This window comes from Pseudomonas sp. 06C 126 (assembly GCF_001855215.1).
Lineage (GTDB): Bacteria > Pseudomonadota > Gammaproteobacteria > Pseudomonadales > Pseudomonadaceae > Aquipseudomonas > Aquipseudomonas proteolytica.
This window is the reverse complement of sequence record NZ_MIFU01000088.1, coordinates 36,341-57,696: the sequence shown is the minus strand read 5'-3', so window position 1 is coordinate 57,696 and position 21,356 is coordinate 36,341. Positions and strand designations below refer to the sequence as shown.

Annotated in this window: 15 protein-coding genes; 6 read left to right on the top strand and 9 right to left on the bottom strand. The window is 61.8% G+C overall.

The window, feature by feature from the left end:
* Nucleotides 1-55 precede the first annotated feature (55 nt).
* Nucleotides 56-703 carry a LexA family transcriptional regulator gene (locus BHC62_RS15985; protein ID WP_029298361.1) on the top strand — a complete coding sequence of 216 codons (648 nt, stop codon included), beginning with the start codon at nucleotides 56-58 and terminating at the stop codon, nucleotides 701-703.
* Here the strand turns inward: BHC62_RS15985 and BHC62_RS15980 are convergent.
* From BHC62_RS15980 to BHC62_RS15965, 4 genes are read right to left on the bottom strand one after another with little or no spacing between them, the layout of a single operon-like run.
* Nucleotides 700-2,652, bottom strand: a complete 1,953-nt coding sequence (locus BHC62_RS15980; protein ID WP_029298358.1) for an acetyl/propionyl/methylcrotonyl-CoA carboxylase subunit alpha — start codon at nucleotides 2,650-2,652, stop codon at nucleotides 700-702. The two genes, BHC62_RS15985 and BHC62_RS15980, sit on opposite strands and share 4 nt — an antisense overlap.
* Nucleotides 2,649-3,455, bottom strand: a complete 807-nt coding sequence (locus tag BHC62_RS15975) for a gamma-carboxygeranoyl-CoA hydratase (RefSeq protein ID WP_029298356.1) — start codon at nucleotides 3,453-3,455, stop codon at nucleotides 2,649-2,651. Before BHC62_RS15975 ends, BHC62_RS15980 begins: the two co-directional genes overlap by 4 nt.
* Nucleotides 3,456-3,469: 14 nt before the next feature.
* On the bottom strand, nucleotides 3,470-5,077 hold the full coding sequence (locus tag BHC62_RS15970; protein WP_070995485.1) for a carboxyl transferase domain-containing protein: 1,608 nt from the start codon (nucleotides 5,075-5,077) through the stop codon (nucleotides 3,470-3,472).
* Between the two features lie 11 nt (nucleotides 5,078-5,088).
* Nucleotides 5,089-6,252, bottom strand: a complete 1,164-nt coding sequence (locus BHC62_RS15965) for an isovaleryl-CoA dehydrogenase (protein ID WP_029298352.1) — start codon at nucleotides 6,250-6,252, stop codon at nucleotides 5,089-5,091.
* Between the two features lie 171 nt (nucleotides 6,253-6,423).
* Between BHC62_RS15965 and BHC62_RS15960 the strand changes: the two genes are divergently transcribed.
* Nucleotides 6,424-8,109: an AMP-binding protein gene (locus BHC62_RS15960; protein ID WP_070995484.1), complete on the top strand. Its 1,686-nt coding sequence runs from the start codon at nucleotides 6,424-6,426 to the stop codon at nucleotides 8,107-8,109.
* Nucleotides 8,110-8,768: 659 nt separating this feature from the next.
* Here the strand turns inward: BHC62_RS15960 and BHC62_RS15955 are convergent.
* From BHC62_RS15955 to BHC62_RS15945, 3 genes are all read right to left on the bottom strand, one after another.
* A complete protein-coding gene (locus BHC62_RS15955) occupies nucleotides 8,769-9,668 on the bottom strand; it encodes a hydroxymethylglutaryl-CoA lyase (protein ID WP_070995483.1) in 900 nt (299 codons plus the stop codon).
* 13 nt (nucleotides 9,669-9,681) lie between these two features.
* On the bottom strand, nucleotides 9,682-10,083 hold the full coding sequence (locus tag BHC62_RS15950) for a MerR family DNA-binding transcriptional regulator (RefSeq protein WP_029298346.1): 402 nt from the start codon (nucleotides 10,081-10,083) through the stop codon (nucleotides 9,682-9,684).
* A gap of 90 nt (nucleotides 10,084-10,173) precedes the next feature.
* The gene (locus tag BHC62_RS15945; RefSeq protein ID WP_029298344.1) at nucleotides 10,174-11,109 is read right to left on the bottom strand and encodes a LysR family transcriptional regulator; all 936 of its coding nucleotides are present in this window, start codon (nucleotides 11,107-11,109) and stop codon (nucleotides 10,174-10,176) included.
* 151 nt (nucleotides 11,110-11,260) lie between these two features.
* On the opposite strand from BHC62_RS15945, the gene BHC62_RS15940 reads away from it, so the two are divergent.
* Complete coding sequence (locus tag BHC62_RS15940; RefSeq protein WP_029298342.1) at nucleotides 11,261-12,490, top strand: acyl-CoA dehydrogenase; 1,230 nt, start codon at nucleotides 11,261-11,263, stop codon at nucleotides 12,488-12,490.
* Nucleotides 12,491-12,591: 101 nt separating this feature from the next.
* On the opposite strand, the gene BHC62_RS15935 is transcribed toward BHC62_RS15940, so the two are convergent.
* Both BHC62_RS15935 and xthA read right to left on the bottom strand, forming a co-directional pair.
* Complete coding sequence (locus tag BHC62_RS15935) at nucleotides 12,592-13,932, bottom strand: substrate-binding domain-containing protein (protein ID WP_070995482.1); 1,341 nt, start codon at nucleotides 13,930-13,932, stop codon at nucleotides 12,592-12,594.
* Nucleotides 13,933-14,149: 217 nt separating this feature from the next.
* A complete protein-coding gene (gene xthA, locus BHC62_RS15930) occupies nucleotides 14,150-14,962 on the bottom strand; it encodes an exodeoxyribonuclease III (RefSeq protein ID WP_070995481.1) in 813 nt (270 codons plus the stop codon).
* A gap of 187 nt (nucleotides 14,963-15,149) precedes the next feature.
* Between xthA and BHC62_RS15925 the strand changes: the two genes are divergently transcribed.
* The 3 genes from BHC62_RS15925 (at nucleotide 15,150) to BHC62_RS15915 (ending at nucleotide 21,263) form a co-directional block, all read left to right on the top strand.
* Nucleotides 15,150-15,800, top strand: coding sequence for a GNAT family N-acetyltransferase (locus BHC62_RS15925; protein ID WP_029298336.1), 651 nt, complete (start codon nucleotides 15,150-15,152; stop codon nucleotides 15,798-15,800).
* 64 nt (nucleotides 15,801-15,864) lie between these two features.
* Nucleotides 15,865-17,592, top strand: coding sequence for an autotransporter assembly complex family protein (locus tag BHC62_RS15920; RefSeq protein ID WP_070995480.1), 1,728 nt, complete (start codon nucleotides 15,865-15,867; stop codon nucleotides 17,590-17,592).
* Nucleotides 17,589-21,263, top strand: a complete 3,675-nt coding sequence (locus BHC62_RS15915; protein WP_070995479.1) for a translocation/assembly module TamB domain-containing protein — start codon at nucleotides 17,589-17,591, stop codon at nucleotides 21,261-21,263. The genes BHC62_RS15920 and BHC62_RS15915 overlap by 4 nt, the downstream gene beginning before the upstream one ends.
* Nucleotides 21,264-21,356: the final 93 nt, after the last annotated feature.

The window sequence follows — 21,356 nt, the reverse complement described above, 5'->3', positions numbered from 1 at the left end:
TGATTACTACAAACTGTTTATTGTCGCCGCGAATACACCCGGTATTGTCTGCCCCATGGATAAATGGATAGCGTTGGTCAAAGCCAACATGAAGGCCCGCAAGGTCACGCAGAATCAACTGGCTGCACGCATGGGCATGTCCCAGGGCGGCATTGGCCACTGGCTGGGCAAGCGCCGTGTACCGAGCCTCGCCGACATGAACCGGGTGCTCGAAGAACTGGGCCTGGGGTATCTCGAAGCGGCGCTGGTGATTCGCGAGAAGGGCCACGCCCCGGCAGACGATAAAGTCGCGCCGGTCGTTCAATACAACCCGTACTTTCGCTACCCGGTAAAAGACTGGAAACAGCCCTGCCAAGTCCACGAACAGCGTCTGGCCTACGGACCCGGGCGTTTTCAGGCAAGCGACTACGACGCCGACGGCGAGGCGTTCTGGCTCCAGGTGAGCGGCGATGCAATGACCGCGCCGAGCGGGCCGAGTATCGCCGATGGGATGATGATCCTGGTGGATCCGGCCCTCGACGCCGAGCCTGGCAAACTGGTGGTGGCCCAATGGGCAGGCAGCAGTCAGGCGACGTTTCGCAAGCTGCTGGAAGAAAGCGGCCAGCGTTACCTGGTGCCACTCAACCCGACCTACCCAAAGGCGTTGCTCACCGATGACTGCCGGATCATCGGCGTGGTGGTACAAGCCACGGTGAAGTTCTAGGGCTGGGCCTCCAGCTCCACCAAGGCGCTGCCTTCGCCGACCATTTCGCCTTCCTGGCAATACAGCGCCTTGACCACACCTGCATGGGGCGCGCGGATGCTGTGCTCCATCTTCATCGCCTCGAGCACCACCAATTGCGTACCGGTTTCAACCGTCTGGCCGACCTCCACCAGCACCCGCACGATACTGCCGTTCATTGGCGCAGTCAGGCCGCCCTGATGCGCCTGCCCGGCATCGACCGCGGCGATCGGATCAAACAGCGTCACACTGCGCATCTCACCTTGCCAGCGCAGGAACAGCGTCTGCCCCTGGCGCACCGCCAGGTGCGAGCGGCGTATACCGGCGTCTTCGATCAGCAGGTGTTCGTCCCGCAGTTGCGGCGCAGTGGTGGTTTGCAGCGTCACCAGGCGGTCCTGGCCGTCGCAGCTCAGGTGCAGTGATGTCTCGGCAGGCAGGCCTGCACGAAACCCCTGTGTCGCAGCCCACGGTGAGGCGGGATCGTCGTCCCGCAGTCGAGGCAGTTGGCTTTGTATGAAGGCGTGGCCAGCCGCCTGCCAGAACTCATCGCTCAACGCGCTTGCAACAGGCAGCAGTTGTTCCTGATAGCGCGGGATAAACCCGGTATCCAACTGCGCTGCGGCGAACGCCGGATGGCCGATGATGCGCCGTAGAAAACCCAGGTTGGTCTTCAAGCCGCCGACCGCAAACTCGTCCAGCATGCTCAAAAGGCGCAGGCGCGCCTGTTCGCGGTCCTCGCCCCAAGCGATCAGCTTGCCGAGCATCGGGTCGTAGAAGGGCGACACGTCGTCACCTTGCTCCACGCCGCTGTCTACCCGGCGTCCCGGGCCTGGGGCCGATTCGCGGTACAGCGCCAGATGCCCGGTGGCCGGTAAAAAGTCATGGGTCGGGTCTTCGGCATACAGCCGTACTTCGATGGCGTGGCCGCGCAACGGCACCTGCTCCTGGGTCATTGGCAGCGGCTCGCCTTGAGCCACGCGAATCTGCCAGGCCACCAGGTCCAGGCCGGTGATGGCCTCGGTCACCGGGTGTTCCACTTGCAAGCGGGTGTTCATCTCCATGAAGAAGAACTCACCGCGCGCATCCAGCAGGAACTCCACGGTGCCGGCGCCCACATAGCCAATCGCCTGGGCCGCACGTACCGCCGCTTCCCCCATGGCCTGGCGCAGGGCAGGGCTGAGGCCGGGGGCGGGTGCTTCCTCGACGACCTTTTGGTGGCGACGCTGGATCGAGCAGTCGCGCTCATTGAGGTACAGGCAATTGCCATGCTGGTCGGCAAACACCTGGATCTCCACGTGGCGTGGCTTGAGCAGGTACTTCTCCACCAGCATCTGCCCATTGCCAAACGACGACAGCGCTTCACGCTGGGCCGAGGCCAGGGCTTCGCCCAGCTGGCTTTCGTCCTCGACCACTTTCATGCCCTTGCCGCCGCCGCCAGCGGTGGCCTTGAGCAGCACCGGGTAGCCAATGCGCTCGGCGGCCTGGCGGAAGGTCTCCAGGTCCTGCCCGGCACCGTGGTAACCCGGCACCAGCGGCACACCGGCGGTTTCCATCAGCGCCTTGGCGGCGGACTTGCTGCCCATGGCATCAATGGCCGAAGCCGGCGGGCCGAGAAAAATCAGCCCCGCCTCTTCAATTGCCCGCGCAAAGCCCGGGTTTTCGGAAAGAAAGCCATAGCCAGGATGAATCGCCTGGGCGCCGCTGGCTTTGGCGGCGGCAATCAATTTGTCGATCTGCAGGTAGCTGTCGGCGGCCTTGCTGCCGCCCAGGTCCACGCGGATATCAGCTTCGCGGCTGTGGCGCGCATTGCGGTCCGTGGCGCTATGCACGGCAACGGTGGTCATGCCCATCGCCTTGGCCGTGCGCATGACGCGGCAGGCGATTTCGCCACGGTTGGCCACCAGCACGCAGGTAATCAACGGTGAACTCATGAACGAGGCTCCTGGGACTGCCAGCTGGGTGCACGCTTTTGCAAAAACGCGCGCAAGCCTTCCTGGCCCTCGGCGCTGACGCGGATGCGTGAGATGGCGTTTTCGCAGTAACGGCGCAACGCTGGGGTGAGCGCGCCGTTGCCGACTTCACGCAGCAAGTCCTTGCTGGCGCGCATGGCGGCCGGGCTGTTGAGCAGCAGGTTGGCGGTCCACTGCTCGACCTGCTGATTCAGCTCATCGAAGGGATAGCTTTGCGCCAATAGCCCGATCGCCTGTGCCTGCTGGCCGTCGAAGCGTTCTGCGGTGAGGGCATAACGCCGGGCCGCGCGCTCGCCAATCGCCTGCACCACAAACGGGCTGATGACCGCCGGTGCGAGGCCGATGCGTACTTCCGACAGGCAGAACTGCGCATCATCGGCACCAATGGCCATGTCGCAGCAACTGATCAGGCCCAGGGCGCCGCCATACGCCGCGCCCTGGACCACGGCCAGGGTCGGGATTTTCAGCTTGGCCAGGTTGTACATCAACTCTGCCAGCTCGCGGGCGTCGTCAAGGTTGGTGTGGTAATCCAGTTCGGCCGACTGTTGCATCCAGGCCAGGTCCGCGCCGGCGCTGAAGTGCTTGCCGCGCCCGCGTATCAGCAAAAAGCGCAGGGTTGCGTCGGCTTGCACCTGATCCAGGGCAATGATCAGCTCGCGGATCATTTCGGCGTTGAACGCGTTGTTCTTCTCTTGCCGGCTCAACCACAGCGTGGCAAAGCCACGGGGGTCGTTCACCAGTTCAACGGTGTTGAAATCGCTCATGGGTGCAGCTCCAATTACATGCGGAACACGCCGAAGCGGCTCGGCTCGATGGGGGCATTCAGCGCAGCGGACAAGGCCAGGGCCAGCACGTCACGGGTTTGCAAAGGGTCGATGACGCCGTCATCCCACAGGCGGGCGCTGGAGTAATAGGGGTGGCCCTGGGTCTCGTACTGGTCGAGGATCGGCTGCTTGATCTGCGCTTCGTCCTCGGCGCTGAACCCCTGGCCACTGCGTCCGGCCTGCTCGCGCTTGACCTGCACCAGCACGCCGGCTGCCTGTTCGGCGCCCATTACGCCAATACGGGCATTGGGCCACATCCACAAAAAGCGCGGGTCATAGGCGCGCCCGCACATCCCGTAGTTACCGGCACCAAAGCTGCCACCGATGATCACCGTGAATTTCGGCACCTTGGCGCAGGCCACCGCCGTCACCAGCTTGGCGCCGTGCTTGGCGATGCCACCGGCTTCGTACTTCTGGCCGACCATAAAGCCGGTGATGTTCTGCAAGAACAGCAGGGGAATCCCGCGCTGGCAGGCCAGTTCGATAAAATGCGCGCCTTTTTGCGCAGCTTCGGCGAAGAGGATGCCGTTGTTGGCGAGGATCGCGATGGGATAGCCATGCAAATGGGCAAAACCGCAGACCAGCGTGGTGCCGAACAGCGCCTTGAATTCATCGAAGACCGAGCCGTCCACCACCCGCGCAATCACTTCGCGCACATCGAACGGTTGCTTGGCGTCGGCCGGGATAACCCCATACAACTCGTCGCTGGCATACAGCGGCGCGACTGGCGTGCGCTGCTGCAACTGCCCCTGTTTGCGCCAGTTGAGGTTGGCGATGCTACGTCGGGCCAGGGCCAGGGCGTGTTCGTCGCTGTCGGCGTAATGGTCGGCCACCCCGGAGACCTTGCAGTGCACATCGGCACCGCCAAGGTCTTCGGCGCTGACCACTTCGCCCGTGGCGGCCTTCACCAGCGGCGGGCCGGCGAGGAAGATGGTCGCCTGCTGGCGCACCATGATCGCTTCGTCGGCCATCGCTGGCACATAGGCACCACCGGCGGTGCAGGAGCCCATGACCACGGCAATCTGCGGGATGCCTTGGGCACTCATGTTGGCCTGGTTGAAGAAGATCCGCCCAAAGTGCTCGCGGTCGGGAAACACTTCATCCTGGCGCGGCAGGTTGGCGCCGCCGGAATCCACCAGGTAGATGCAGGGCAGGCGGTTCTGCTCGGCAATGGTTTGCGCGCGCAGGTGTTTTTTCACGGTCAGCGGGTAGTAGGAGCCACCTTTTACCGTGGCGTCGTTGGCGACGATCATGCATTCCACGCCTTCGACCCGGCCGATCCCGGCGATCACGCCAGCGGCCGGCACCTCTTCACCGTAGACCTGATACGCCGCCAGTTGGCTGAGCTCAAGGAATGCCGAGCCCGGGTCGAGCAGGCGGTTGATGCGTTCGCGCGGCAACAGCTTGCCCCGGGACGTGTGGCGCTCCTGGGCCTTGCTGCCGCCGCCTTGCTGGACCTGGGCGAGCAGGGTGTGCAGGGCGTCGACCTGTTTGAGCATTGCCGCGCTGTTGGTGGCGAATTCTGCCGAGCGTGGGTTGAGTTGGGTGTGCAGGGTGGCCATGGTGCACTCCCTCAGCGGGTTTCGTTGAACAGTTCGCGGCCAATCAACATGCGCCGGATCTCACTGGTGCCCGCGCCGATTTCATACAGCTTGGCATCGCGCAGCAGGCGGCCGGCCGGGAATTCATTGATATAGCCATTGCCGCCGAGAATCTGGATTGCATCGAGGGCCATCTGCGTGGCGCGTTCGGCGCTGTACAGAATCACCCCGGCCGCGTCCTTGCGTGTGGTTTCGCCGCGTTCGCAGGCTTGGGCGACGGCATACAGGTAGGCGCGGCTGGCGTTGAGCTGGGTGTACATGTCGGCGACCTTGCCCTGGATCAGTTGGAACTCGCCGATGCTCTGGCCGAACTGCTTGCGGTCGTGGATATACGGCACGATCAGGTCCATGCAGGCCTGCATGATCCCGGTCGGTCCGCCGGAGAGCACCACGCGCTCGTAGTCCAGGCCACTCATCAGCACTTTGACGCCGCCATTGAGCGCGCCGAGGATGTTTTCTTCAGGCACCTCGACGTCATCGAAAAACAGCTCGCAGGTGTTGGAGCCGCGCATGCCCAGCTTGTCGAACTTGTTGCTGCGGCTGAAGCCTTTCGAGTCGCGCTCGACGATAAACGCGGTGATGCCATGGGCGCCTTTTTCCAGGTCGGTCTTGGCATAGATCACGTAGGTGTGGGCATCGGGACCGTTGGTGATCCAGGTCTTGCTGCCGTTGAGCACATACACGCTGCCGCGCTTATCGGCGCGCAGCTTCATCGAGACCACATCAGAACCGGCATTGGGCTCGCTCATGGCCAGGGCGCCAATGTGCTCGCCGCTGATCAGCTTGGGCAGGTACTTGAGCTTTTGCTCGTGGCTGCCGTTGCGGTTGATCTGGTTGACGCACAGGTTCGAGTGCGCGCCGTAGGACAACGCCACCGAGGCCGAGCCACGGCTGATTTCTTCCATGGCCACCACGTGGGCCAGGTAACCCAGGCCGGCACCGCCGTATTCTTCCGGCACGGTGATGCCCAACAGGCCCATGTCACCGAACTTGCGCCACATATCCACGGGGAACAGGTTGTCGATATCGATTTGTGCTGCCCGGGGCGCCAGCTCCTTGGCCACGAAGGCCTGCACCTGGTCGCGCAGCATGTCGATGGTTTCACCGAGGGCGAAGTTCAGGGTCGGGTAACTCATGGGAGGGCACCTATAAACATTATTGTTGTGGGGCTGGCGACGCCATTGGGCGATCACCTTTACGTTAACGTAAACTTGCGTTGCATGACTGTCAATCGTAGCTTACGTTAACGTCAAGCTCGCGCCTGACCGGCGCACCGTCCACCTACAAAAAAGACAATAGGGGTCGTCATGGATCAACCGAATCAGAGCTACAGCCGTGGCCCACAGGACAAGGCCCTGCTGGCCATGACCATTGGCCAGGCATTCGACCGCACGGTGGCGCAGTACCCGCAGGGCGAGGCCCTGGTGGTGCGCCATCAGCAGTTGCGCTACACCTGGCAGCAATTGGCCGAAGCTGTGGACCTGCACGCCCGCGCTCTGCTGGCCCTGGGGTTGCAAGCCGGGGATCGTCTTGGCATCTGGGCGCCGAACTGCGCGCAGTGGTGCATCAGCCAGGTGGCCAGTGCCAAGCTCGGGGTGATCCTGGTCAACATCAACCCCGCCTACCGCAGTAGCGAGTTGGAATACGTGCTCAAGCAATCGGGCTGCCAGTGGTTGATCTGTGCCGGTTCGTTCAAATCCTCCGACTACCACGGGATGCTGCAGGCGCTGGTACCGGAACTGGCGGAGCAGGGCATTGGCCAATTGCGCTGCGAGCTGTTACCCGAGCTGCGCGGGGTGATCAGCCTGGATGCGCGACCGCCCTCGGGGTTCCTGCCCTGGTCGCAATTGTCGGCCCTGGGTACGGGCATCCCCCCGCAACAGCTCCATTACCGCGAGGCCAGCCTGCACTTCGATCAACCCGTCAACATCCAGTACACCTCCGGCACCACGGGCTTCCCCAAGGGCGCCACCCTCAGCCACCACAACATCCTCAATAACGGCTACATGGTCGGCGAAAGCCTGGGCCTGAGCGCCCAGGACCGCCTGGTGATCCCCGTACCGCTCTACCATTGCTTCGGGATGGTCATGGGCAACCTGGGCTGCATCACCCATGGCACGACCATGATCTATCCCAATGACGGCTTCGACCCGCTGCTGACCCTGGCCGCCGTGGCCGAAGAACGCGCCACCGGCCTTTACGGCGTACCCACGATGTTTATCGCGATGCTCGATCATCCGCAACGCGGCACGTTCGACCTGTCGACCCTGCGCACCGGGATCATGGCCGGCTCCACCTGCCCGATCGAGGTGATGCGCCGGGTGATCAGCGACCTGCATATGAGTGAGGTACAAATCGCCTACGGCATGACCGAGACCAGCCCGGTGTCGCTGCAGACCGGGGCCGATGACGACCTGGAGCGGCGCGTGACCACGGTCGGGCGCACGCAACCCCAGTTGGAAAGCAAGATCATCGACGAAGCCGGCAACACCGTGCCGCGCGGGCAGATCGGCGAGCTGTGCACCCGTGGCTACAGCGTGATGCTCGGCTACTGGAACAACCCCGAGGGCACCCGCGAAGCCATCGACGAGGCGGGCTGGATGCATACGGGCGACCTGGCGAGCATGGATGAGCAGGGTTACGTGTGCATCGCCGGGCGCAACAAGGACATGATCATCCGCGGTGGCGAGAACGTGTACCCGCGGGAGCTGGAGGAGTTCTTCTTCACCCACCCGGCGGTGGCCGATGTGCAGATCATCGGCATTCCCGATGAGCGCTACGGCGAAGAGATCGTGGCCTGGATCAAGTTTCACCCGGGGCAGGTTGCCAACGAACTGGAGCTGCAAACCTGGTGCAAGGGGCGCATTGCGCACTTCAAGACGCCGAAGCATTTCCGGTTTGTCGAAGAGTTTCCGATGACAGTGACCGGCAAGATCCAGAAGTTTCGTATGCGCGAGATTACAGTTGAGGAACTGCGAACGCTGAAGCCCTGATCACCCCGATCTAAATTGTGGGAGCTGGCTTGCCTGCGATTGCGGTTTATCAGTTAACAATTGAGTAGCTGACACACCGCTATCGCAGGCAAGCCAGCTCCCACAATAACTTTTCACCCAGGCAGCACAAAGGGGAGCCGAAGCTCCCCTTTAATTTGTTGTCACGTGCTCTTTTTTTATTATTGAGGGGCGGTCTATTGTTGTTTTTGGCAACCGTGGCCCTTTACCGCTGTTTTTGGCGACCCCCATCCGGGGTCAAGAGCAAACGTATTTTTTTGAGCGCTGATCTGCTTCTTCGCACGCGATCCAACCAGTGGGTAGCTACCTTGAGGTAGATTTATTGTTCTCTGCCCGGTTGCGAGTGGCGGCTTGCGCCGTACCCTGCGAAGCACATCTTCTCCAAAAAAATCTGTTAGCTGCGTCTCTGCCGTGTTGTTTTTGTTATGTCAGAGTCGTTACGTCTTATTTTTATTAGGTTTGGTGCTTTTTATTCTTGTTATGCGATAGAGATAGCAGAAGCCGTGCCAACTTTTAAAAAGCCTTTAAAATCAATGATTTAATTTTTTAGTAGGAAATTTACTTCAGAGAATGCGACAAAATATGTTCCCGTGTTACCCGATGTGTAGCCGCGAGGTAACACATCGCCACGGGCACGCTACTCAACTGGCGCTACGGGCCCTGGCCACGCGTGAGCCGGTGGGGCGGCCGAGTACCGAACAGATCTGCTGGCCCGCCACTAGGAGCTTGTCCATGTCGATACCGGTCTCGATGCCCAGGCCGTTGAGCAGGTACAGCACGTCCTCGGTGGCCACGTTACCGCTGGCGCCCTTGGCGTAGGGGCAGCCGCCGAGGCCGGCGATAGAGCTGTCGAACACGTTGATACCTTCCAGCAGGCTGGCATACAGGTTGGCGATGGCCTGCCCGTAGGTGTCATGGAAGTGCCCGGCAAGCTTTGCCCGTGGCACGTCCTTGCCCACCACCTCAAACATACGGCGCGTGGCGCCGGCGGTGCCGGTGCCGATCGTGTCGCCCAGAGACACCTCGTAACAGCCCATGGCATACAACTCTCGCGCCACGGCGGCGACTTGTTCCGGCGCCACCTGGCCCTCGTAAGGGCAACCCAGCACGCAGGACACATAGCCGCGCACGCTCACCCCCTGTTGCTGCGCCGCCGCCATAATCGGCGCAAAGCGCTCCAGGCTCTCGCTGATGGAGCAATTGATATTGCGCTGGGAAAACGCCTCCGACGCTGCGGCAAACACCGCGACCTCCTTGACCCCGGCCGCCAGCGCGTCCTCGAACCCGCGCAGGTTCGGCGCCAGCGCGCCGTAGATCACGCCCGGCTTGCGCTGGATCTGCGCAAACACCTCGGCTGAGCCGGCCATTTGCGGGACCCACTTGGGCGAGACAAAACTGCCGACTTCGATGTAACCCAGGCCCGCCGCACTGAGGGCGTCGACCAGTTGCACCTTGTCGGCCACGCTGATGGGCTGTGCTTCGTTTTGCAGGCCGTCGCGCGGGCCGACTTCGACCAGGCGCACATGGGAGGGGAGAGACATGGGATCTACCTTTTTATTGGGGTTGGCCGACCTGGCTCTGGATCGTCTGTTCCAGGGCCTGGGTGCAACGTTCTTCAGCGGTGTCCAGTTCCAGCTTCATCTGTTCGATGTCCAGTAACTGTTGTTCCAACTGCTCACGGCGTTCGCTGATCTTCGCCAGCATGCTGTGCAATTGCTTTTGATTGCCGCTGGTGGGGTCGTAGAGCTCGATCAGCTCGCGACACTCGGCCAGGGAAAAACCGATGCGCTTGCCACGCAGGATCAGCTTCAGGCTGACTTTGTCCCGAGGCGAATAGATACGCTCCTGGCCACGGCGTTCGGGGCTCAGAAGGCCTTGTTCTTCATAGAAGCGAATGGCCCGGGTGGTGATGTCCAACTCGCGGGCCAGGTCGGAGATGCTGTAGGTCGTGCTCATGGTGGCGCTCAAGGAGGGTCTCGGCGCTACGCTAATGGCTGCTTGACGTAAACGTCAAGCGAATCAAGCCCATTGCAGGAGCCGGCAAGGTCAGGTCGATTGCTGGTCCAGCTTCTTCTCACGCGCCGTGACCTGCTGGCACAGTTCGATCATCTGTTCGCGCATCCAGCGGTTGGCCGGGTCCTGGTCGGTGCTTTCATGCCAGTACAGGTGGGTTTCCACCGGCGGCACATCATTGACCGGCAGGTTGAACGAGTGCAGCTCGTTACGCCTTGCAAAGCGCTCGGGCACGGTCATCACCATATCGGTCTGCTGCAATACCTGGGAGGCCATCAGGTAATGCTGCGAACGCAGGGCGATCTTGCGCTGGATCCCCATCTTGCCCAGGGCCAGGTCGACGTGGCCCAGGCCATTGCGTCGGCTGGAAATATGAATATGGGTCAGCGAGAGGTAGTCATCCAGGCTGAATTTTTCTTTGCCCGCCATCGGGTGGCCCTTGCGCATGGCACACACGTAGCGGTCTTCCATGAGCTTGACGTGGCGCACTTGCGGGTCGGTGTTCAGGGGCGCGTCCACCGCAAAATCCAGGCGGCCGGCGGCCAGTTCCTTGGTGGTTTCACGGCGCTTGGACAGGAAACTTTCGATGATCACCGTGGGCGCCAGGCGGCGCAGGCGCTGGAACAGCGACGGCAGGATCACCGCTTCAGTGAGGTCGGTCATGCTGATGCGGTAGGTCTTGGCCGCCTGCAAGGGGTTGAAGATCCGGCTCTCTTGCACCGACACCCGCAACAGCGACAGGGCATTGCGCACCGGGCCAATGATGTTCTGGGCCATGGGGGTCGGCACCATGCCCTGGGCGGTCCGCACGAACAGCGGGTCGTTGAAGGTCTCGCGCAGGCGCGCCAGGGCGTTTGATACCGCCGGCTGGGTAATGCCGACGATCTGCCCGGCGCGGGTCAGGTTGGCTTCGGTGTAGATCGCGTCAAACACGATGAAAAGATTGAGGTCGACCTTGCTCAGATTCATTTCGTTGCGCTCTTCTTGTTAGGTTTTCATACGCCGATCATATATCGGTGATGAATGTTAATACACGCCGAGAATAGGCTAGGTAAATTATCAGCGCTGTTCTAGCATCGATTGCATGACCTAAACAACCTCTCAAAGAAGGGAGCTGCTCATGGATTTTGCCTATTCACCCAAGGTTCAGGAACTGCGTGAACGCGTCACCGCGTTTATGGATGCTTACGTTTACCCAGCCGAACCGGTGTTTGAGCGCCAGGTCAGCGAAGGTGATCGCTGGCAGCCCACCGCCATCATGGAAGAGCTCAAAGCCAAGGCTAAGGCCGAAGGCTTGTGGAACCTGTTCCTGCCGGAGTCCGAGCTGGGCGCGGGCCTGACCAACCTGGAATACGCGCCGCTCGCAGAAATCATGGGCCGCTCCTTGCTCGGCCCGGAGCCGTTCAATTGCTCGGCACCCGACACCGGCAATATGGAAGTGCTGGTGCGCTACGCCAACGAAGAGCAGAAACAGCGCTGGCTGGAGCCGCTGCTGCGCGGTGAGATCCGCTCTGCGTTTGCCATGACCGAACCGGATGTGGCGTCCTCCGACGCCACCAATATGGCCGCCCGCGCCGAACGCCAGGGTGACGAATGGGTCATCAACGGTAAAAAGTGGTGGACCTCCGGCGCGTGCGACCCGCGTTGCAAAATCCTCATCTTCATGGGCCTGAGCAACCCGGATGCGCCGCGTCACCAGCAACACTCGATGATCCTGGTACCGGTGGATGCGCCCGGGGTGAAAATCGTCCGGCCGCTGCCGGTGTTCGGCTACGACGACGCGCCCCATGGGCATGCCGAAGTACTGTTCGACAACGTGCGCGTGCCGTACGAAAACGTGCTGCTGGGTGAAGGCCGCGGCTTTGAAATTGCCCAGGGGCGCCTTGGCCCAGGACGTATTCACCACTGCATGCGCTCCATTGGCATGGCTGAACGCGCCCTGGAATTGATGTGCAAGCGTTCTGTCAGCCGCACCGCCTTTGGCAAGCCGCTGGCGCGCCTGGGTGGCAATATCGACAAAATCGCCGACTCGCGGATGGAAATCGACATGGCACGCCTGTTGACCTTGAAAGCGGCGTACATGATGGACACGGTCGGCAACAAAGTGGCGAAAAGTGAAATCGCCCAGATCAAGGTCGTGGCACCGAATGTGGCACTCAAGGTAATTGACCGGGCGATCCAGATCCATGGTGGTGCCGGGGTGTCCAACGACTTCCCGCTGGCCTATATGTACGCCATGCAGCGCACCCTGCGCCTGGCCGACGGCCCGGACGAAGTGCATCGGGCGGCGATCGGCAAGTTCGAGATTGGCAAATATGTGCCTAAAGAGCTGATGCGCAGCGGTCAGTAACACCACGCCGGCCTTATCGCGGGCAAGCCCGTTCCCACATTCAGTGTAGGAGCGGGCTTGCCCGCGATAGCGGTGGGCCAGTCAACCCCAATCTTCAGGCGTCAGTAAACCCAGACTTCCACCCGGCGATTCTTGATCCGCCCCTCATCCACGGTATTCGCTGCCACCGGCATCTCGGCGCCAAAGCCGCGGATGTCGCGCAACACCACGCCACTCTTGACCAACTCGCGACGCACCGCCATCGCCCGCAACTTGGACAACAGGTCGGCGCGCTGCGGGTCATCCTTGGCATCACCAAAACCCACCAGCGTAACCCGCTTGTCCCGTTTGTCGTGGCTGCTTATATAAGCCACCACCCGTGCCAGGTCCTGGCGTGCCTTGTTGTCCAGGCTCGCACTGCCTTCTTCGAAGCGAAAATTCACGCTCAGGCGTTGTGCCTCGCGAGCGATGGCCTGGTAGGCGTCCGGCATCGGTGGCCTTGGCTGCACGCTGATGGCCTGGACCTGTTGGGCGACAAACCCGTTGGCGGCAACGATGGCCTGGCCCTGGGCGCTCTGGGCAAAGTCCACCAGCGCCTGCGCCCAGGCATTGCTGTTGCCGGGCGGCAGGTAGAAAAACAAACGGCGCGACAGGGGGTAGTCCTCGGTGGCGATCAGGCTGTTCACCGGCAACATGGCTTGGGAGTCACCATCACTGATGGCTGCGGCCTTGGCCTGGCGCACGTAGGGCAGGCCGATGAAGCCGATGCCCTGCGGGTCGCGGCTCACCGCATCGGACAGTTGCTCGCTGGACTCAAAGCGTTTGGCCGCGCTGTCGAGGGTTTTACCGCGAGGGTTGAGCACCAACTCCTTGAAGGTGTCGTAGGTTCCGGATTGGTCATCGCGGGCATACAGCCGGATCTTCCCGCCGGTGCCGCCCAAGGCTTCCCAGGTGCTGGTTTCGCCACTGAAAATCCTCGCCAGTTGTTCGGTCGTCAACGTCTGCAAGGGGTTGCGTGGATGCAGGATGATCGCCAGGCCGTCGATGGCAATTACCTGTTCGGCGCCGGGGCTTTTCAGGTCGCCCAGGGGTTCAAGCTCCACCAGCTCGCGGTCCTTGATCGGGCGCGACGCGGCGGCCAGGTCGGCTTCGGCATTTTTCAGCGCGGCAAAGCCGGTGCTGGAACCATGGGCGGCGATTTCTACCAGGACCCGTTTGCCTTGGGGGCTCGTGCCGACGAGGCGCTGCTCATTGGGGTGGTTCGTCGGTTCACTGTGCACGGCCTTCAGGCCCTGTTGCACCATCAAACCCTTGACCAGCGCCGGGCCCAGCGCCGCGCCAATGGTGTTGGAGCCCTGCAGGCGCAGGGCCGGACCCTGTTCGGGAAAGGGCAGGGGCGTTGCAACGACCGAAAGAGGGAAGGTGCTACACAGAACCAGCAGGTACAGAACGCGCAGCATCATGCCGCCACCTTCTCAAGCCAAAGGACGTGCGGGCAGATTAAGTCAGAAAGGTTGCCAGAATATGACTGATGCCCAACTGAACCCAATGTGGGAGCTGGCTTGTGTGGGAGCGGGCTTGCTCGCGAATACGGTGTGTCATTCAACACATCCAGCGACTGATCCACCGATTTCGCGAGCAAGCCCGCTCCCACATTTTTGGATGGTGTTGCCGCAAAAATCAGCTCAGTTCCAGCCAGATCGGCGCATGGTCCGACGGTTTTTCCAGGCCGCGCAGTTCGTAGTCCACCCCCGCATCCTTGACCCGTGGCAGCAGGCCATTGGAGGTCATGATCAGGTCGATGCGCAGGCCACGCTTGGGTTCATCTTCAAAGCCGCGGCTGCGGTAATCGAACCAACTGAAGCGATCCGCCACATCTGGGTTCAGGTGCCGGAAGCTGTCGGTCAGGCCCCAGTTTTTCAGGCGCGCCATCCATTCGCGTTCTTCCGGCAGGAAGCTGCATTTGCCGGTCTTCAGCCAGCGCTTGGCGTTGTCGGCACCGATGCCGATATCGCAATCCTCAGGGGAAATGTTCACATCACCCATCACCACCAACGCCTGGTCATTGCTGAACTGGGTTTCCAGCAACTGTTGCAGGTCTTCGTAGAAGCGCTGCTTGGCCGGGAACTTGGTGGGGTGATCGCGGCTTTCGCCCTGTGGGAAATAGCCGTTCATGATGGTGATCGGGTTGCCGTGTTCATCGGCAAAGCTGCCCCAGATAAAACGGCGCTGGGCATCCTCATCGTCGCTGGCAAAACCCTTGTGCAGGGCCAGCGGCTCTTGGCGCGAGAGCAGGGCGACACCGTAGTGGCCTTTCTGCCCGTGGTAGTACACGTGGTACCCCAGGGCTTGGACTTCAGCCAGCGGGAACTGGTCGTCGTGGACCTTGGTTTCCTGCAGGCCGATCACGTCCGGTTGATGTTTGTCGATCAGGGCCGCCAGCTGATGAGGCCGGGCACGCAGCCCGTTGATATTGAAGGAGACGATTTTCATGGTCGGCAGTCCAGTCTGGCAAAAGGGCGATGCTAGCCGACAAGTCGGACGGGGGCCAGCGTGGCGGTAGGACAGATGCACTGCTAATGTCTCTCAAGGAGCCAATGGCATGGAACGACTCAGTTGCCCCGGGCTCGTAACAATAAGAGCGCGGCCTTTTGAGTTGCGCCCAGGGGAGATACAACTGATGCCTGACACTAGCACCGCCATTGCCCAGGTCCACATGCTCGATAGCGGCTATTCCCGCGAAGCGCGCTCGTTGCTGTACCACGCCTATCGCCATGAGCCGACCTTCGCCTACCTGTTTGAAGCCGAACGCTCCGGGTATGAGCAGCGGGTCAGGGCTACGGTGCGCGAACTGGTCAAGCAGCATTTTCTCCAGGAACTGCCGGCGATCGGCCTGCTGGTCAATGACCGCCTGATCGGCATCGCCCTGATTGCCCCTCCGCAACGGCGCCTGGGTATCACTGAAAGTTGGGCCTGGCAATTACGTATGTGGTTGAGCACTGGCTTGAGGTGTACCCGGCGTTACCTCGAATACCATCAGGCGGTGTTGGCGTGCCTGCCGTCCGAGTCGGTACACGTGTTGCCGCTGTTGGGGATTCACCCGCAATTCCAGGGCAAGCATTACGGCGAGCAACTGCTCGAAGCCGTGCATAACTGGTGCGCCGAAGACCCGCATTCACAAGGGGTGGTGCTGGACACCGGCAATCCGCTCTACCTGGAGTTCTATAAACGCCAGGGCTATGACGAAGTGGGCGAGGTGGCTGTAGGACCTATCCTGGAGCATGTGTTTTTTCACCCAAACCCCCAAGTGTTACAACCTGCAACGCCTTAACGCAGAATTATTCAGACAATTCCCGGTTCTAAGGTGCTCCCCAGCTCGTGTAGCATCCGCGCCTATGAAGTTTTCCAATAGATTTACCAGCGGCTTGATTCTGCTGTTCACAAGCTGCGGCGCCTTGGCGCAAAGCGAGTTGGACGTGCGGGTCAAACCTTCAAACGATGCGCTGAAGGCCAATATCGAAGGCTATATCGGCGGGGTTGGCGAGCGTGATGAGGAGGCCTTGCTGCGCTTCAGTCGCGGTGCCGAGGAGCAGGCGCGCAAGGCCGCCCAGGCACTGGGCTTTTATCAGCCGCAGATTGCCAGTGAGGTAAAGGCCGGCAAGAACCCGCGCCTGATCCTCAGCATCGACCCTGGCGAGCCTGTGCACCTGCGTAATGTCACGATTCGGGTGGACGGCCCGGCGGCCGAGTTAAAGTCCTTTCGCGTGCCCGATAGCCAAGACCTCAAGTCCGGCGCCGTACTCAATCATGGTCATTACGAAGACGCCAAGCGCCTGATCCAGAACCAGGCCTCGCGCTTCGGCTATTTCAGTGGCCGTTTTACCCAGCAGAAACTGTCTGTCGATCCCCAGGCGGGCGTGGCCGATATCGAGCTGGTCTACGACAGCGGCCCGCGCTACACCCTCGGCAAGGTCAACTTTGCCGGCGATACCCCTTTTGATGAAGAACTGTTGCAACGCATGGTGCCGTTCCAGAGTGGCACCCCTTACGATTCCGAGCTGATTGCCGAGCTGAACCAGGCCCTGCAGTCGAGCGGTTATTTCGAGGGCGTGCGGGTGGACGCGGCCCCGGCCGCAGCGGCCAATGATGTGATCCCGGTGGCAGTCCAGCTGGAAACCCGCAAACCCCGGACCATGGGCCTGGGCCTGGGTTTTTCCACCGACGTCGGCCCGCGCGGCAAGGCCAACTGGACGCGGCACTGGGTCAACCCCCAGGGGCATAGCTATGGCTGGGAGGCGGAACTGTCGGCGCCCCGGCAGAACGTCGGCCTGTGGTACGACATCCCCCTCGACCCGCCACTGACCGACAAGCTGCGCTTTGCTGGTGGCTACCAGAACGAAGAACTGGCCAACACCGACACCCTCAGCAAACTGCTCACCCTCGGCCCGGAATGGCACAGCAAGCTGCCCAGCGGCTGGACACGGGTGATCTCGCTCAAATGGCAGCGCGAAGAATATCGCCTGGGGGATGACTCCGGCTTGAGCAATTTGCTGATGCCGGGAATCAGCTATTCCTACCTGCGCAGCGACAACCGCATCGACCCCCATAACGGCTATCGCCTGCAGTTCGATACCAAGGTGGCCAAAGAGGGGCTGGGCTCGGACACCAACCTGCTGTACGGGACCGCGATGATCAAGGGCTTGACCACGGTGTGGGACAAGCACCGCTTCCTCGGCCGTGCACAGTTTGGCGGCAGCGCCACCAACGGCTACAAGTCGGTGCCGCCGTCCCTGCGCTTTTTTGCCGGTGGCGACCAGAGCGTGCGTGGCTACGAGTACCAGACCCTGTCCCCGGAAAACAACAAAGGCGACCGTATCGGTGGCCGCTATATGGTGGCCTTGAGCGCCGAGTATCAATATTCCATCGCCGAAAAATGGCGGATCGCGACCTTCGTCGACCAGGGCAATTCCTTTAACAGCCTTGAGTTGCCGAGCCTGAAAACCGGGGTCGGCATCGGCGTGCGCTGGGTGTCGCCAGTCGGTCCGATTCGTCTTGACCTGGCCCATGCCCTGGAAGATCCGGGCGGCGTTCGTTTGCACTTTTCCATGGGGCCTGAGCTGTGAAGCGTGGTTTGAAAATAGCGGGTCTGAGTGTGGTGGCGCTTGTCGCCTTGGTGCCCCTGGCCGTATGGAGCGTACTGGGTACGCAAGTCGGCAGTCGCTGGGCACTCGGCCAGGTTCCGGGGTTGAGCGTGGACAACTTCCAGGGCCACCTGGGCGGGCAATGGAGCGCCGACCATCTGCTGTGGCAGCAGGACAGCAGCCGCGTGGAACTCAATGCGCCGAAATTCGACTGGTCGCTGGCGTGCCTGCTGCGCATGACCTTGTGCATCCGGCAACTGGACGTGGAGCAGGTGAGCCTGCAGTTTCCACCCAGCACCGAAGAAAGCAGCGGCCCGATTACCCTGCCAGACTTGAACCTGCCCCTGGCCATCGAACTGGGCGACGTGCGTGTAGGCAGCCTGCTGTTCAACGGCAGCGAAGAACTCCAGGGCCTGCAACTGGCGGCCCATTGGACCGCCGAAGGAATGCAGATCGACGCGGTGCACCTGCAGCGCGACGGCCTAGTGCTGGACCTCAGCGGTATGCTGCAACCCACCGGTGACTGGCCGCTGACGGCGACCGGTAACCTGAGCCTGCCCTACGCTCCGGGTGGCGCGCCATGGGCCGTGGCGCTGAACGTCACGGGTGATTTGCTCAAGACCCTCAAGCTCGACGCCGACAGCACGGGCTACCTGCCCGCCAAGCTCAAGGGCGAACTGCAACCTCTGGTCGAGAACCTGCCGGCGCAACTGCAGATCACCGCCGATGGCTTCAAGCCCGCCGCCGACTTGCCGGACACCCTGCAGCTCAACCAACTGGACCTGACGGCCAAGGGCGACCTGGGCAAGGGCTATCAACTGTTGGGCAAGGCCGTATTACCCGCAGAAAAGGGCCCGGTTGACCTGTTGCTGCAAGGCCGGGTCGACGCCAAGGGCGCACAGATCGCCGGCCTTGACCTGAATGCCGGGGATAAGCAGAGCCTCAAGCTCAGTGCCCAACTGGATTGGCAGCAGGGCTTCAGCGCAGATGCAAAAATCGACTGGCTGGATTTCCCCTGGCACCGCCTGTACCCGCTGATTGACGAGCCGCAAGTGGTGTTGCGTACCTTCAACGGCGAAGTCTCCTACAAGGACGGCAACTACCTGGGCAATCTCAAGGCCGACCTCGATGGGCCGGCCGGCAAGTTCAGCCTGGTTACGCCATTCAGTGGCGACCTGACCCAAGTGTTCCTGCCAGAACTGAAACTGGTTGCCGGCCAAGGCAAGGCCGAAGGCCACCTGAACCTGCAATTTGCCGATGGCATCGCCTGGGATACGGCGCTTGACCTGTCGGCGATCAACCCGGCGTACTGGGTCGCGGAACTGCCGGGCACGCTCGCCGGGCCGCTGCGCAGCCAGGGTGAAATGAAAAACGAACAACTCAAGCTCACTGCTGACCTTGATCTGAAGGGCCGTTTGCGCGGCCAGCCCGCGGTGCTGGCGGCCAAGGCCGAAGGCGCGGGTGAGCAATGGACCCTGGCCAACCTGGATATCCGCCTGGGTGACAACCGCATCAATGGCAGTGGCAGCCTGCAACAGCGCCTGGCCGGGCAGATCGACATCAAGCTCGCACGCCTGGCCCAGCTCTGGCCGCAGTTGCGTGGGCAGGTCAATGGGCGGCTCGATGTGGCCGGCACTTTAAAGGCCCCCCAGGGCAAGCTCGACCTCAAGGGCCAGCAACTGGTGTTTGAAGACAATCGCCTGCAAGCCCTCAGCCTGGACGCGACACTTGATAGCGCGCAACGGGCGAAGATCGACCTCAAGGGCAGCGGCATCCAGGCCGGTGACACCCAGCTCGGCACCCTGACCGCCAGCGCCCAGGGCGATATCAAAAGCCAGAAAGTCCAACTGGACCTGATGGGCCCCCTGGTCAAGCTGGCCCTGGCCCTGGACGGCACGCTCGACAAAGGCAACTGGCGCGGGCGCCTGGCCAGTGGTGATGTACAGGCCGGTGGCCAGGACTGGAAACTGCAGGCCCCGGCAAAAATCGAGCGTATGGCCGACGGCAAGCTGACCTTCGCTGCCCATTGCTGGGTCTCCGGGCCCGCCAGCCTGTGTGGCGAAGACCAGCGGCTGATGCCCGATCCCAAGCTGCGCTACCACCTCAAGCAATTCCCCATCGACAGCCTGGCGCAATGGCTGCCCAAGGATTTTGCCTGGCAGGGCAAGCTCAACGCCGATATCCAGCTCGACCTGCCGGCCAGTGGCCCCAAAGGCCTGATCGCGGTGGATGCCAGTGGCGGCACACTGCGGGTCAAAGACAAGGACCAGTGGCTGGATTTCCCCTACGACACCCTCAAGCTGGAAACCACGCTCAACCCTACGCGCATCGATACCCAGCTGAATTTCCGCGGCGGCAAACTCGGTGAGTTGCTGTTGCAGGCACAGCTCAACCCCTTGGCGAAAAACAAGCCGATTTCCGGCAACTTCAGCCTCACCGGCCTGGACCTGGCGGTAGCGCGACCGTTCGTGCCGATGGTGGAAAAACTCAGCGGCAAACTCAACGGTAGCGGGCGTATTTCCGGCGGGCTGCTGGCGCCGCAGGTCAACGGCAATATCAACCTGATCGCGGGCGAGATTTCCGGGCCCGAACTGCCGATCAGCCTTGAGGGCCTGAACGTGCAGGCGCTGATTGCCGGTGAAAGCGTACAGATCAACGGCGGCTGGCGCAGCGGCAAGGCCGGGCAGGGCAGCCTCAAGGGCCAGATCGACTGGGGCCGGGCCCTGATCGTTGACCTCAGCCTGCAGGGTTCGCAATTACCGGTTACGGTCGAACCCTACGCCAAGCTGGAAGTGGCGCCCGACTTGAAGATCAGCCTCAAGGACGACAAGTTGGCGATCGCCGGTAATGTCCACATCCCGCGCGGTGATATCACCGTGCGCGAATTGCCGCCTTCGACGGTCAAGGTCTCGGATGACACGGTGATCGTTGGCAGCCAGACCGAAGAAGGCAAGCCGCCGATGGCCATGGCCATGGATATCAACGTGGTGGTGGGCGAGGATCAGCTCAACTTCGCGGGCTTCGGCCTCACGGCCAAGGTCCAGGGCCGGGTGCATATCGGCGATAACATGGACACCCGTGGCGAACTCTGGCTCAACGACGGCCGTTACCGTGCCTACGGCCAGAGACTCGATGTGCGCCGTGCGCGCCTGCTGTTCGCCGGGCCGCTCGACCAGCCGTATCTGGATATCGAAGCCATCCGCAAGACCGACGACGTGATCGCGGGTATCCGCCTGAGCGGCAGTGCCGAGCAACCCACCACGCAAATCTTCTCGGAACCGGCCATGAGCCAGGAGCAGGCGCTGTCCTACCTGGTGCTGGGACGTCCGTTGAGCACCACCGGTGAAGACAACAACATGCTGGCGCAAGCGGCGCTGGGCCTGGGGTTGATGGGCAGTGCCGGGGTGACGTCGGACATTGCCAAGAACCTGGGAATCCAGGACTTCGAACTGGACACCCAGGGCAGCGGCAACAATACGGCGGTGGTGGCCAGCGGCAAGATCACCGAAAAGCTCAGCTTGCGTTACGGCGTGGGGGTGTTTGAACCGGCCAGCACCATCGCCTTGCGCTACCTGCTGAGCAAGCGGGTGTATCTGGAAGTGGCCAGCGGCGTGGCAAGCTCCCTGGATATCTTCTACAAACGGGATTTCTGACGCTTAAACGTCAATCAAATTGTGGGAGCTGGCTTGCCTGCGATAGCAGTGGTTCAGTCACTATTTCTAGTGGCTGACACACCGCAATCGCAG